Consider the following 14653-nt stretch of genomic DNA (forward strand, 5'->3'; position numbering starts at 1 on the left):
TAAATTTGTCAGTCCCCCCATCGTTCTAGCTTGGATAAAGCCCGCTCCAGGGCCGAACACAGGTAAGGCAATGACGATTTCTCGACGATGGTTCATGGCGGGCCTGGCGCTGACCGGTGCCGCCGTGCCTGCGGTGTATTACGGGCATCGCGAACTGACCCGGCCGGACCCCACCATCACCCCCGGCGAGGCCTCATTCGATGTGGCGGACGTGGCGGGGCAGCGCCGGGCCGATACGCTGCGGGGTATCTGGACGATCCGTTTTTCAGGAAGCGACGCGGGCCTGGACGGTTTGCCCGGCGACGGTCTGCAAGTGTTCCTCGACATCGCCCACAAGGGCCGTGGCCTGGTGGGCTGCCTCGACACCGCTGAGCGGTTGCGCGCCGGTGATGAGCCGCATTATCGAGTGCTGGGCGACTTGGCGGGGGATGACAAGAAACAATTGAGCTGGCGCCTGATCGGGACCCGGCAGGACGCGCCGGTCTACGAATTCATCATGACCCTCGACGAGGTCTGGGCCGGCTTCGGCAATGCCGGCACTGCCACCCTCAGCGGTCGCGTGTTGCGCCTCGATCGCCCGTTGGCGCTGCCGGAACTCGACAATCAGTTCATCGCCCGCAAGCTGCCGTTCCCCGAAGCCCGGGAACGCACGCCGCTGAGCCCGCCCTTGCTGGCCTGGCTGGTGTCGCCGGAGCATCGGTTGTTCCATCAGCTCTGGCACGCCTCGCGGGACAAATGGCACAGCCTGGACGAAGACAAGCGCAATGCCTTGCGAGGCATCGGCTGGCAGCCCGGCCCGCGGGACCATGAACGTGACGCTCGTGGCAAGCGCAAGGATCGCAACGGCTCGGGCGTGGATTTCTTTTTCATGCACCGGCACATGCTCGGCACGGCCCGTTCGTTCCAGCCGCTGCCGTCGTGGCCGCGCTTCCCATTGCCGCAGCCGGAACTGGAGCGTGATCGCCTGGGCTTTGCCCGGTATTTCGATAACCACGATGGCACAGCTTTGCCGCCCACCTGGCTGGCCAGCGGCGACGAGCAGTACGCCCAATGGGTGAGTGACATCAAGACTGCCGAGACCTATCACAGCAACTTCCAGGTCTGGGAATCGCGCTACCGCGACCCGCGCTACCTGTCGAAACTGACCCTTGGCCAGTTTGGCTCGGAAGTGGAACTGGGCCTGCATGACTGGCTGCACATGCGCTGGGCTTCGGTGCCCCGCGATCCTTCCAACGGCCACCCGGTGCCCTTCGCCCGCGACCCGGCGGACTTCGCCCAGCGCTGGTATGAACCGGAAAATGACTTTCTCGGCGACCCGTTTTCCTCCCATGTGAACCCGGTGTTCTGGGCCTTCCACGGCTGGATCGACGACCGCCTCGAAGACTGGTTCCGCGCTCACGAACGTTTCCATCCGGGTGAAGTGAGCCGGCTGGAAGTCAACGGCGTGCCCTGGTTCGCCCCCGGCCGCTGGGTAGAAATCGCCGACCCCTGGCTGGGCCCGGTCACCCACGGCTGCAGCACCACGCCGGGTTTGCAGCCCGGACGTTCGGTGGAAATGGACCCGGAAACCATGAAACTGGCCCTGCGCATCACCTTCGGCAGCGACGACAAAAAACTCTCCGAACTGTTTCGCCGCGTGCCGCAGCGGCCGTGGTATGCGCGTAATCTCAAGAGTAAGCCGGTGTGAACCCTGGCTTGGACTGACCGAACCTGAGCTGTGTGAATGACTGCTTTTGTGGCGAGGGAGCTTGCTCCCGCTGGGCTGCGAAGCGGCCCCCAAACCAGCCCCCTCAAAAAAATCTGACCCACCGAGGTGCTGGCCATTGGGGCTGCTGCGCAGCCCAGCGGGAGCAAGCTCCCTCGCCACAGGTATCACTTGGCTTGAGAATTTTTGTGAGGTGTCAGCGCGGCACTGCGATGTCCAGGGCGCGGTTCGCCAGCAGCTCACTCAGCTCGACCATCTGCTGGATCCCCAGGGCGAAACTCCGTCGCGCGCCTTCCAGATCAAAGGCCAGTTCGTTGGCCATGACATTGACCGAGGAAAGGGTTTCGCTGAGGTTGGCCAACAGGCATTCCAGGTCCGCACCTTCCGCAACGGTGAACAACTGGCCCGGCGGTAGAGTGGGGTTTTCAGGTTTGGGGTCGAGGTAAAAGGCGAGGGCGCGGTCGGCGGCTTCGTTGAGTTTTTTGGAATCGTCTTCGGGGGGATTGGGGGTGATCTTGAACATGGTGCAGCTCCTGATTATTCAAAGGGCGCTGCCAGACATCACTTGCAGATGATGGGGTGGCAGCTATGCGCGGGTCTGCAAGACCGGGAAACCAGGAACCCGGCAGACCCGAAGGTCTCCCGCACACAGCCGCCATAAAACGAACACGAACGTGTCGATTGGCTTCGGCTATGCGCCTGGTATTCGGCGGGCTTGCAGACCCGATCACTGATGAGCAGTGACGGGGAACAAGTTATCGGCAGGGGACCAAGCGCACAAGCCGACGGATTCTGGCGCAGTTGTAGGCAATGGCGCAAGGCAGCGTAGCCTTGCTCGGACGTCCTACATGGCCGGATAAACAGAACCTAAGCCGAACCCCCTTTAATGAAACGTGGAGAATTATCTGTGGCGAGGGAGCTTGCTCCCGCTGGGCTGCGAAGCGGCCCCAAAACCAGCCCCCTCAAACGATCTGACCCACCGAGGTACCGGCCATTGGGGCTGCTGCGCAGCCCAGCGGGAGCAAGCTCCCTCGCCACGGGTGTCACTTGGCTTGATAAGGCGGGCGAAGGTTTACATCACCCGCCAACCCCCACCCAACGCCTTGTACAACGCCACGCTCGCCTGCACTCGCGCCAATCGCAATTGCACGTTCATGTCCTGGGCGGCGTACAGCGTGCGTTGGGTTTCCAGTACGGTGAGCAGGTCTTCGGCGCCGGCCTGATAACGGCTCTGGGCGATGTCGAAGGCGCTCTGGGCCTGGTGCAGTTCTTCGCTTTGCCATTGCCGCTGCTGGTCGAGCCCATGGATGCCGTTCAGGGCTTTTTCGACGTCGGCGAAGCCGTTGATGATGGCGGCGCGGTAGAGCTCCAGCAGTTCTTCCTGGCGCGCGGTGGCTCGGTCGCGTTCGGCCTTGAGGCGGCCATTGTTGAAGATCGGCGCGGCCAAACCTGCGGTGAGGTTGTAGACGTTGTTGCGTAGCAACTGCTCGGCAATGTCGGCGCCGGTGGCGAGGCTCAGGCCGAGGGTCATGGAGGGCAACATCGCCGCGCGGGCTACGCTGATGTCGGCCTGGGCGGCGGCGAGGCGGGCTTCGGCGGCGGCGATGTCGGGGCGACGGCTGAGCAGGTCGCTGGGCACCCCGGCGTCGATGGCGGGCCAGTGCAAACGGTCGAAATTCTCATCGTCGAGTGTGACCGACTGCACCGGTTGCCCCAGCAGCGCCGCCAGGGTGATCAAGGCTTCCCGGGCCTGCTGCTGCACTTGAGGCAACCTGCGCTGTTGCGCCGCCACCAGGCTTTTTTGCTGGGACAACTCCAGGGCCGTGGCACTGCCGGCGTCGTAGCGGGTTTGCACCAGATCGAGTACGCGTTGGGCGTTGTCCAGGTTCTGTTCGGCGATGCGCTGTTGCTCGCGCAGGGACAACGCCTGGGTGTAGCTGTTGGCGACGCCGCTGAGCAGGGTCAACTCCACGGTCGCCCGGTCGAACTGGCTGGCCGCCAGACTGCTCAGTGCACTGTCCCGGGCCGCCCGTTTGCCGCCCCAGAAGTCCAGCTCATAGCTGGCGCTGAGGTGGGCGTCGTAATAGTCGATGGTGCGGTTGTCCCGATTGACGTCCAGTTGGCTGTAACCCTTGCCCCGCAACAACTCTTGACGAGTGCCGTTGAGTCCGGCCGTGACCGCTGGCAGCAACGGCGCGCCGGCGATCACTGCGCTGGCCTGGGCCTGGCGCACCCGGGCCATGGCGGCGGCGAGGTCGTGGCTGTCCCGGCGCGCCTGCTCGATCAAACGGTTCAATTGCGGGCTGCCGAAGTGCGTCCACCATTGTTGGTTATCGGTTCGAGCGGTGGCGGTGTCGAAACTTTGCCAGGCCGGTGGCGGCTGGATGCCGCTGTTCGGCGTCGGCGCGGGGGTGCCGCAGGCCGCCAGTAACAGGCCGGCGGCCAGGAGGGTCAGGTGCGCTTTCATAAGGTGAGGTTCATTCACTGGTGAGGGCCGCGACCGGGTCGAGGCGAGCCGCCTTGCGGGCCGGCATGAAACCGAAGACAACGCCGGTGACCAGGGCGCAGCCGAAAGCGCCGAACACCGCCAGCCATTCGAAGGCCACGGCGATCTTGCCTAGCAGCAACGCACCGCCCACCAGCAAGGCCAGGCCGATCCCGGCCAGCCCACCGACCACCGAGAGCATCACCGCTTCGGTGAGGAACTGGCGCAGGATGTCCCGCTGGCGCGCGCCGGTGGCCATGCGAATGCCGATCTCGCGGGTTCGCTCGCGCACGGTCATGAGCATGATATTCATCACGCCGATGCCGCCCACCAGCAGCGAAATCGCGGCAATGGCCCCGAGCATCAGCGACAGTGTGCCCTGGGTGCGCGCCTCGGCCTGGATCATCGCGGCGTTGTTGGTCAGTTCGAAATCCTGCTTGCCGTCATGCAGGCGCAACAGGGCGCGGGAGATGGCCTGTTCGGCCTCCCTGACCTTGCCCGCGTCCCGGGCGGCGATCACCACGTACTCGGGATGCCGGCTGCCGAACAAACGCACGCTGGCGGCGGAGTAGGGCACGGCGATGCGGTTGTCGGCGTCCGAATCCCCGGAGCTGGCACCTTTTTCCGCCAGCACGCCGACCACCTGAAAGGGCACGTTCTCAATCAGGATGTAGCGGCCGATGGGGTCGTCGACCTCCTTGAGCAGCTTGTGCCGGACCTTGTGACCGATCACCGCCACTGCCGCCGCGCTGCGTTCATCGGCATCGGTGAAGTAGCTGCCCTGGGCCACCGGCCAATTGAAGATGGTCGGGAAGTTCGTATCGTTGCCGCCGACGTAGCTGGTGTGGTCGAGGTTGCCGAAACGCACGCTGGCGTCGGCGCCGTTGACCGGCATGATGCGCTGCACCTCGGGCAGGGCGGCGAGGGCCGCCAGGTCGTGTTCGCTGATGATGCCCTTGGCGGCGCGCGGGGTGGGCGCGGTGCCGTTGAGGTAGATGATGTTGGAGCCGAAGGCGCCCATCTGGGCCATGACCTGGCGTTTGCTGCCTTCGCCCACGGCCAGCATCACCACCACCGAGGCCACGCCGATGACAATGCCCAGCAGCGTCAGGGCGGTGCGGAAGCGGTTGATCCACATCACCCGCCACGCCGCTTGCACGGCGTCGAGCAGTTCGCCTTTCCATGCACCGTTGTGTTCGCTGCCGGCGCTCAGGCGCTGGCGCAGGTCCACCGCTTGCAGTGCCTTCGGATTGGCTTGCACGTTGTGCGGCAAAGCGCCGGCGCTGTCGCTGATGATCAGCCCGTCGCGAATCTCAATGATGCGCTTGGCCCGCGCCGCCACCTCGCGGTCGTGGGTGATCAGGATCACCACATGACCCTGGCTCGCCAGTTCATCGAGCAACGCCATGACCTCGATGCCGCTCTGGCTGTCGAGGGCGCCGGTGGGTTCGTCGGCGAGGATGATGTGGCCGCCGTTCATCAATGCCCGGGCAATCGACACCCGTTGCTGCTGGCCGCCGGACAGTTGATGAGGGCGATTGCCGGTGCGGCTGGCCAGACCCAGGCGTTCGAGCAGGGCGCTGGCCCGGGCGTGGCGTTCGGCGGCCGAAGTACCGGCGTAGATGGCTGGCATCTCGACGTTTTCCTGGGCGGTGCCGGACGGGATCAGGTGATAGCCCTGGAACACGAAGCCGAAGGCTTCGCGTCGCAGCCAGGCCAGTTCGTCACTGCCCAGGCCGGCGACGTCTTCGCCGGCAAACCGGTAATCGCCGCTGGTGGGGCGGTCGAGGCAGCCGAGGATGTTCATCAAGGTGGACTTGCCGGAGCCAGACGCTCCGACAATCGCCAGGAATTCCCCGGCGTGAATGGACAAGTCGATGCCGCGCAGTACCTCCACCCGAGGGCTGTCGCCACCGCCGTAAACCTTGCGAATGTCCCGCAGTTCGATCAGGGGCGTGTCCATTCAGCCTCCGCTGCCGACGGCCGGACCGATCAGCACCCGGTCGCCTTCACTCAGGCCGTCGAGAATTTCGGTACGCAGCCGATCGCTGACGCCGGTGCGAACAGTGCGCGGTTGGACATCGCCATTGTCGGCCACCACCTGCACTTGCCCTGCGTTGGCCTGCAACGCAGCGCTGGGAACGGTCAGGACATCGCGTGCCTGGGCGGCAACAAAAAACACCTGGGCGGTCATTTCCGTCATCAGGGCGCGGTCGGCGTTATCCACATCCAGCAACACGGTATAGAGCACCACCCGTTCGCTGCCACTGCGCCCGCCCGTGAGGCTGCCGCCCTGGCTCGCTTCCAGCGGGCGCGGCGGCACCGGCAGGATCTGGCGCACGGTGCTGCTCCAGCGGCGGGCGCCGCCGGCCAGGGTGGTGAAGTAGGCGGTCATGCCCGGTTTGACGTGGCCGATGTCCGCTTCCGAGACTTCGGCCCAGACCGTCATTGGCGACAGGCGCGCGATGCGCAGAATCAACGGGGTTTGCTGCTGGGCGTTAAGAGTCTGGCCTTCCCGGGCACCGACGGCGACCACGGTGCCGCTCATGGGCGCGAAAATGCGCGTGTAACCCAGCTCGGCCTCGTCACTGCGCAGGTTGGCCTGGGCCTGGCGGATCTGGGCCTGGAACATGTCGATGCGCGCCTGGGTCGCCCGCACTTCGGCCTGGGCGGTCTGCACGTCTTCCTCGCGGGTGGCGCCGCCGGCCTTGAGTTGCTGCTGGCGGCGGAATTTCTGCTGGGCCAGATCGTGCTGGGCTCGTTGTTCCTGGAGCTGGGCCTTGAGGTTTTCAATGGAGAAGCGCCCGGCGTCCAGCTTGGCCTTTTGTGTGGAGGGATCGATCTCAACCAGCAATTGGCCTTCGCGAACTTCGTCGCCGGCTTCTACATGAATCTTGCGGATCTGCCCGGACGCCTGGGCGCCGACGTCCACGTAACGCCGCGGTTGCAGGGTGCCCAGGGCGGTGACGCTGTTTTCGATATCGCCACGGGTGACGGGGGCGGTAATAAGCGATTCACGGCTCGGGGCCACCGCTTGCCAGGCGGCAAAGGCCACGGCTGGAAGCAGGGCGAAGGTTAAAAGCCAGGCGCGTCGGGTAGGGCGGGGACGTTTCATGCAGGGTTCCGGCCGGTGGTGTCGGGCCCGTTCCATGAGGGGCAGGGACGGGAGGCTGTCTTGGTAAACGAGCGCTTCTGACGGGAATTTACTGTGTGAAACACTTGGTAGCAGGATGGAAAAATCAGTTGAAGCGCCACTGCCCCCCTGTGGCGAGGGAGCTTGCTCCCGCTGGGGCGCGAAGCGGCCCTAAAACCTGCGTCCCGGTTATGTCAGATTCAATGGTGTCGCCGGCCTTGGGCCTGCTGCGCAGTCCAGCGGGAGCAAGCTCCCTCGCCACAAAAGCAATACCTGGTGCCAGTAGAAATGAACGAATCAGCCTTGATACAAACCAAAGCTTTAAATCTATATGAGAATTACTATAAATTACGCGATGAAATCTGCCACTATCGTGCCATTGCCGATTTCAGGCACGCCGATCTGGCACAGGGATAGCTGTCGCAGCCATTGCGCAGGGGAGTCATGTTGGAAAACTACTATCGCGAGCTGGTGTGTTTCCTGAACGCCAGGCTAGGCAACCGCCAGGCGGCCGAGGATGTGGTGCATGACGCCTATGTGCGGGTACTTGAGCGCGCCAGTGACACGCCCATCGAACAACCTCGCGCGTTCCTGTACCGCACCGCATTGAACCTGGTGATCGACGGGCATCGGCGCAATACCCTGCGCCAGGTCGAATCCCTGGAGGTGCTGGACAGCGAAGAGCGTTTCTTCACGCCATCGCCCCATACCAGCCTAGACCACGGTCAACGCCTGGACATGCTCCAGCGCGCCCTGGCCGAATTGCCACCGCTGTGCCGCGAGAGTTTCCTGCTGCGCAAGCTCGAAGGCCTGTCCCACCCGCAAATCGCCGAACGCCTGGGCATTTCCCGGGCGCTGGTGGAAAAGCACATCGTCAACGCCATGAAGCATTGCCGCACTCGTATGCGGCAGTGGGACGCGCATTAATACGTCCACGCCGGTCGCATCGCGGTAAATTTTTTTTCACTGTCCTCGTTCCTCTCAACAGACGACTTGCCGGCTTGCCAAAGATCGGTCGGGTCACCCCAGGCTTTTCGCGCCCTGTTGAGGGGCCCTCCAGAGGACACTGGACATGACACAGGCAATTGCTTCGCCCAACGTTCACGACTTGATCGGTATCGGCTTCGGCCCCTCGAACCTGGCGCTGGCCATCGCGCTGCAGGAGCGGGGCCCGGTCCAGGGCGAACTGGATGTGCTGTTCCTCGACAAACAGGCCGACTACCGCTGGCATGGCAATACCCTGGTGACCCAGAGCGAGTTGCAGATTTCTTTCCTCAAGGATCTGGTAACCCTGCGCAACCCCACCAGCCCCTATTCGTTCGTCAATTACCTCAAGCATCACGGTCGCCTGGTGGACTTCATCAACCTTGGCACGTTCTACCCGTGCCGCATGGAGTACAACGACTACCTGCGCTGGGTGGCCGGGCAGTTCACCAGGCAGAGCCGCTACGGCGAAGAAGTGCTGCGCATCGAGCCGGTGTTGCACAACCAGCAGGTCGAAGCCTTGCGGGTGATTTCCCGCGACAGCCAGGGCGAAGAGCTCGTGCGCAGCGCCCGCTCGGTGGTGGTCAGTGCTGGCGGTACGCCGCGTATCCCCGACGCGTTCACCGCCTTCAAGGAGGATGCTCGGGTGTTCCACCATTCCCAGTACCTGGAGCGCATGGCGACTCAGCCGTGCGTGAACGGCCAGCCCATGACCATCGCCATCATCGGCGGCGGGCAGAGCGCGGCGGAAGCCTTCATCGACCTCAACGACAGTTTTCCTTCGGTGCAGGTCGACATGATCCTGCGCGGCTCGGCCCTCAAGCCTGCCGATGACAGCCCGTTCGTCAACGAGGTGTTCTCCCCGGAATTCACCGATCTGGTGTTCCAGCAGCCCCACAGCGAACGCGAACGGCTGGTCAACGAGTACCACAACACCAACTATTCGGTGGTGGACATCGACCTGATCGAACGCATCTACGGGATTTTCTATCGCCAGAAAGTCTCGGGCGTCGCCCGTCATGCCTTCCGTACCCTCACCACGGTGGAGAAAGCCACGGCCACCGATGCCGGCGTGGAGCTGGCGGTGCGCAACAACGCCACCGGCGAGTTGAGCGTGCGCCGTTATGACGCGGTGGTGCTGGCCACCGGTTACGAACGGCAGATGCACCGCACATTGCTGGCGCCACTTGAGCAATACCTGGGGAATTTCGAGGTAGATCGCAACTACAAATTGATCACCGACGAGCGCTGCAAAGCGGCGATCTACATGCAGGGCTTCTGCCAGGCCAGCCACGGCCTGAGCGATACCTTGTTGTCGATCCTGCCGGTACGCGCCGATGAGATCGCCGGTTCGCTGTACGAGCACAGCAAGCATCGCGGACAGAGCCGTTCGGTGCGCGACCTGAAGCTGGCCACGGCGTAAGCAATCGGCAGTCTCGCCAGGAAATTCTTCAGAAACTTCCTACACTCACCTCACGTGTCCTGTCTTTCAGGCAGGCGCGTTGACGGTTCGCTGTTCCCTCGCTTTGGCAGTCTGAACCCATCAGCCGGTCTCCCTGACTTGACGTGAAGTCGGGGGTGTTCCGGGCCGACTACGCCAAACGAAACAACCTGAGCCAAATGACGCTGTTCTTACGCACAGGCCTGGTGGCGCTGTTGCTGGGCTTATCAAGTGTGACGCCGCAGGTTGGCGCGGCACCTGAGTCGCTGCAAGTGCTCGGGCGCTCCAGTGTGAGCGACTATTCGGTATCCCTGGGGGAGGCCGACTGGAACTGGCTACGCGGCAAGGGAACGTTGCTGTTGGGGGCCTCGGCGCCGGATTACGCACCGTTCGGTATCACCAGCAATGGCCGCGACTATGAAGGCCTCACCGCGGACTATGCCCAGTTGCTGGGGCAGATGTTGCACGTTGATGTGCGGGTGCAGCGTTACGCGTCACGGGAGGCATCGCTCCAGGCGCTGCGCAGCGGTGAGATCGACATGCTCGGCACGGCCAACGGCTTCGAAGCCAGCGACCCGGCGTTGGCGATGTCCCAGGCCTATGCCGATGACCTGCCTACCCTGGTGGCCCGCGTCGCGGATAGCCAAGACTTGCCCACGGACCTGGCGGGCATGCGCGTGGCGATGCTGTATCACTATTTGCCCACCGAGACAGTCAAGGCGTTTTATCCGGATGCGGCCTTGCAGTTATACCCTTCGACCTTGAGCGCTATCGGCGCTGTGGCGTTTGGGCAGGCCGACGTTTACCTGGGGGATTCGATCAGCTCCAATTACCTGATCAGCAAGAACTACCTGAACAACGTCCAACTGGCTGATTTCTCACGCATGGAAGTACAGCCGTTCGCCTTTGCGGTCAGCCGCGAGAACGCACGCCTGCTGCGCATTATCAACGCCGCGCTACAAGCCATCCCTGCCAGTGAACGCATGAGTATCCTGCGGCGCTGGAGCGCTGGCGGCGCGAGCATACCCGGTCAGCAACCCCTGCATTTCAGCGTCAAGGAACAGCGTTGGCTGAATGCACATCCGCGGATCACAGTGGCCGTCAACCAGAACTTCCCGCCACTCACGTTTATCGATGAACAAGGCCATTTGCGCGGTATCAGCGCCGATGTGCTGGCCCGGATCAGCCTGCGCACCGGCCTGAAGTTCGATATCCAGCGGGGTAACTCGCTTCATGATGTGATCGGGCGCGTCAGAAGCGGTCGGGCCGACGTACTGGCCGCCGCTCCACCGAGCACCGAACTTGAGGGGGCGTTGCGTTTTACCCGGCCCTACCTGAGCAATCCGTTCGTGTTGGTGGCGCCCTTGAGGAGCAAGGTCCCGTTGACGTTGGACCAGATGGAGGGCAAACGCCTGGCGCTGATCCGGGGCAATGTGCTGCGTGAGTATCTGCTGGAACAATTTCCCCGAGTGCACCTGGTGCCGGCTGAAAACGCGGCGGACGCGATGTCCATGGTCGCCGCCGGCACGGTGGACGGCGCAGTCAATTCGCTGATCAGTGCCCGCTATATGATTTCCCGCCAGTACCGCGGCAAACTGCAAATCACCAGCACCGTGGGAACGTTTCCTGAGAGCGTGGCCCTGGCGACTCATCGTGATGCGCCGGAGCTGCATTCGATCCTGGACAAGGCGCTGCTGAGCATTTCTCCCGAAGAAATGGACGAGCTGACCAATCGTTGGCGCAGTGAAGTGGTGATCGACGACAACTACTGGTTGCGCAACCGCACCACCATCGTCCAGGGGTTCGCCATCGCCGCGCTGCTGTTGCTGCTGGCATTGGGGTGGGTCGTTTACCTGCGGCGTCTGCTGGAACAACTGCGCGTGGCCAAGCAAAGCGCCGATGATGCCAACCGGGCCAAGACCACTTTCCTGGCGACCATGAGCCATGAAATCCGCACCCCCATGAACGCGGTGATCGGCATGCTGGAGCTGGCCCTGAAAAAAGCCGACCAGGGTGTCATGGACCGGTTCGCCATCGAAGTCGCGTCGGGCGCCGCTCGCGGCATGCTCGACTTGATCGGTGACATCCTCGACATCGCCCGCATCGAGTCCGGCAGGTTGTCGCTGACCCCGCAGCGGGCCAACCTGCGGGAACTGATCGAGTCGGTGGCACGGATCTTTGAAGGCCTGGCCTGGCAGAAACAACTGCACTTACAGCTTGAACTCGACGCCGCGATCAACCGCGACGTATTGGTTGATCCGTTGCGTTTCAAGCAGATCGTGTCGAACCTGCTGAGCAACGCCATCAAGTTCACCGACCAGGGGCAGGTGCGCTTGAGTGTGCGAGCCGCACCGGGCGATGACGCGCAGTGCCTGCCGATCCGCCTGCGCGTCGAAGACACCGGCTGTGGTATTTCGGCCGAGGATCAGCGCCGCCTGTTCAGCCCCTTTACCCAGGCCAGCAACAACACCCAGTCGGCCCGCAGCGGCTCCGGGTTGGGGCTGGTGATCAGCCGCACGCTCTGCGAAATGATGGGCGGCACCCTGACGTTGAGCAGCGTGCCGGGGGAGGGCACGCAGATTGAAGTTCTGCTGAGCTTGCCGGCGCTCGATGCCTTGGCTCAAGCGCCGTCGGCGCAAGTCGAGGCGCTGGCACCGGTGCGGGCGCTGAACATTCTGGTGGTGGACGACTACCCGGCCAACCGTTTGCTGCTGTCCCAGCAACTGAGCTATCTGGGCCATCGCGTCCGCGAAGCCGACGATGGTGTCCAGGGGTTGCGCGCCTGGCGTGCTGAACGATTCGATGTCGTCATTACCGACTGCAACATGCCGTTGATGAGCGGCTACGAACTGGCCCGGGCCATTCGCGAGGCGGAGCGGGCCGAGGGTTTGTCGCCGGGGGTGATCCTGGGTTTCACGGCCAATGCCCAGCCCGAGGAAAAGGCCCGCTGTGTCGAGGCCGGCATGGACGATTGCCTGTTCAAACCCATCAGCCTCAAGGAACTGAACAGCTGCCTGGCTGCGGTCACGCAGGATTGCGCCGCAGTGCCCGATGAGTGGGTGCCTGCGCCGACCACCGGCGACATTGACTTGAGCAGCCTTGAACTATTGAGCGCAGGTGACACGGGCTCAATCAAAAAACTGCTAGTGGAAATGGTCAACAGCAATGCCGAAGACCTGGCGCAATTGATGCGTCTGCTCGCCCGACAAGACCTGCCAGGGCTGGCGGACCTGGCGCACCGGGTCAAGGGTGGCGCGCTGATGATCAGGGCCCAGCGGCTGATTGCCGCCTGCGAAGCCCTGGAAAGTGCCTGCCGTGGCGGCGACCGGTCGTTGCTCGCCGCCGCGGTGGATGACGTGCGCCAAGCCATGGAGCACCTGACTGAACGACTGGAGGCCTATGTGGCGGGGGAGCTTGCTCCCGCTGGGGCGCGAAGTGGTCCCCGCGGGTCTTCTCATGGATAAGCGAGCCGCGTAGTCATCCCGAAGCTACATGCGAAGTACCTTTTTCCTCCCTTTTTTGGGATTCGTCCTACAGCGCCTCTCAAAAGCTTCCTCTAGCCTGACGCCCCTTAACGATTGGGATGCCTGTCATGCCGAACAAAGCATTACGTATCATGATTGCCGACACGCAACATGCTCATCGAATGAGGCTTGAGCACCTGTTCAATCAACAGGGTTATTTTCGGATCGCCCCCGTGAGTGGCCTGCAGGAGCTGTTGACGCTGGTGGAATACGGCAGCGAGCCGTTCGACCTGGTCGTGGTCAATGCCGGCTTGGCCAACGGCGCGCTGAACCTGCACGATTTCATTCTCGATAACCCCCAGCTTCGTCACGCGATGATTTACAACACACCACAGGTCGGCCTGTCCTCGGCGGCGGTCGCGCGGCGGCCGGGCATGCACTTGAGCCCGGCCCAGTTGCCTGACCTTGCGTCACTGGCAAGTCTGATGGAGCGGATTGATCCCCAGGCCAGCGAGTTGACGCGACCCTGGCTTCGCCCCCTCAGGCAAGGTCACGCAGGATGAAGCTGCACCGTTGGTCGGCACTGTCAGACCTGACAGGTGGCATGGCCCGGCGCCTGTGCAACAGTCCGAAGCAGTCATGGCATCGGCGCCGTTTGCATTTACGTGGGGAGTTGCCTTGAAAGACGTATTGATCGTGGATGACCACCCTGTCATACGAGGGGCATTGCGGCTCATTTGCCAGAACGAGGGGTTTACCGGAGTCAGGGACGCGAGCGGTGTCGCCGACGCCAGGGCGTTGATCAAGGAAAAGGCCCCAGACCTGGTGATTCTGGACCTGGTGATGAACGGATTCGATGGCATGGATCTGTTGGTCTGGATCATGACCCAGTTCCCAGAGTGCGGGGTGCTGGTATTCACTTCCCAGGACGCGCAGCACTTCTGCAACCGCTGCATCTCGGCCGGAGCCAGGGGCTTTGTGACCAAGAAAAGCGACCTGAAAGAACTGATCAAGGCCATTCATGCGCTGAAATCCGGCTACTCCTATTTCCCTCAAATGCCAGTCAGGCTGGATTTTCAACAACGCACTGAACAGCAGACCCTGGAAAGTCTCTCGACCCGCGAGCTATCCATTCTGCGAATGCTGGCCATGGGAATGCGCGGCAAGGACATCGCCGAGGCCTTGTTCCTGAGTCCGAAAACCGTCAGCACCTACAAGACCCGTCTGCTGGAAAAACTCGGACTCAAGACGCTGGTGGGTCTGTCGGATTTCGCCAAGCGCAATCATTTGTGATCCCTGTGTGCGGGCTCATTGCAGCCCCGTGCGATGGCATATCAGTGAAGTTGGGGGGCGATCGTTCTCTCTATAGAACGCTAAGACTGATTTTTGCAGTCTAGTGCGGCTGCGTTCGTGGTTTTAATCTGTGTCCATCGAATCGCAA

At 62.9% G+C, this 14653-nt stretch carries 10 protein-coding genes; 6 read left to right on the forward strand and 4 right to left on the reverse strand.

The features are described from left to right. The first annotated feature begins 70 nt into the window (after positions 1-70). Positions 71-1687, forward strand: coding sequence for a PvdJ/PvdD/PvdP-like protein (locus MKS85_RS20885; protein ID WP_188251380.1), 1617 nt, complete (start codon positions 71-73; stop codon positions 1685-1687). A 214-nt stretch (positions 1688-1901) separates the two neighbouring features. Here the strand turns inward: MKS85_RS20885 and MKS85_RS20890 are convergent, their stop codons facing one another. The 4 genes from MKS85_RS20890 to MKS85_RS20905 form a co-directional block, all read right to left on the reverse strand. Continuing rightward, a complete protein-coding gene (locus MKS85_RS20890) occupies positions 1902-2228 on the reverse strand; it encodes a DUF6124 family protein (RefSeq protein WP_188251379.1) in 327 nt (108 codons plus the stop codon). A gap of 549 nt (positions 2229-2777) precedes the next feature. Continuing rightward, positions 2778-4172, reverse strand: a complete 1395-nt coding sequence (locus MKS85_RS20895; protein ID WP_188251378.1) for an efflux transporter outer membrane subunit — start codon at positions 4170-4172, stop codon at positions 2778-2780. A gap of 10 nt (positions 4173-4182) precedes the next feature. Then, on the reverse strand, positions 4183-6153 hold the full coding sequence (locus tag MKS85_RS20900; protein ID WP_188251377.1) for a MacB family efflux pump subunit: 1971 nt from the start codon (positions 6151-6153) through the stop codon (positions 4183-4185). Further along, a complete protein-coding gene (locus MKS85_RS20905; RefSeq protein WP_139049540.1) occupies positions 6154-7305 on the reverse strand; it encodes an efflux RND transporter periplasmic adaptor subunit in 1152 nt (383 codons plus the stop codon). It lies immediately after the preceding gene. 462 nt (positions 7306-7767) lie between these two features. Here MKS85_RS20905 and MKS85_RS20910 point away from each other — a divergent pair, with 462 nt between their 5' ends. From MKS85_RS20910 to MKS85_RS20930, 5 genes are all read left to right on the forward strand, one after another. Beyond that, positions 7768-8250, forward strand: a complete 483-nt coding sequence (locus MKS85_RS20910) for a sigma-70 family RNA polymerase sigma factor (protein ID WP_173406737.1) — start codon at positions 7768-7770, stop codon at positions 8248-8250. Positions 8251-8395: 145 nt separating this feature from the next. Further along, on the forward strand, positions 8396-9730 hold the full coding sequence (locus MKS85_RS20915; protein WP_188251376.1) for a lysine N(6)-hydroxylase/L-ornithine N(5)-oxygenase family protein: 1335 nt from the start codon (positions 8396-8398) through the stop codon (positions 9728-9730). A 197-nt stretch (positions 9731-9927) separates the two neighbouring features. Next, complete coding sequence (locus MKS85_RS20920) at positions 9928-13212, forward strand: transporter substrate-binding domain-containing protein (protein WP_188251375.1); 3285 nt, start codon at positions 9928-9930, stop codon at positions 13210-13212. Positions 13213-13340: 128 nt separating this feature from the next. After that, positions 13341-13775, forward strand: coding sequence for a chemotaxis protein CheY (locus tag MKS85_RS20925; RefSeq protein WP_047229284.1), 435 nt, complete (start codon positions 13341-13343; stop codon positions 13773-13775). A 115-nt stretch (positions 13776-13890) separates the two neighbouring features. Beyond that, complete coding sequence (locus tag MKS85_RS20930) at positions 13891-14505, forward strand: response regulator transcription factor (protein ID WP_047229283.1); 615 nt, start codon at positions 13891-13893, stop codon at positions 14503-14505. The last annotated feature ends 148 nt before the right edge of the window (positions 14506-14653 follow it).

Source organism: Pseudomonas sp. JL2, assembly GCF_031570495.1.
GTDB lineage: Bacteria > Pseudomonadota > Gammaproteobacteria > Pseudomonadales > Pseudomonadaceae > Aquipseudomonas > Aquipseudomonas rhizophila.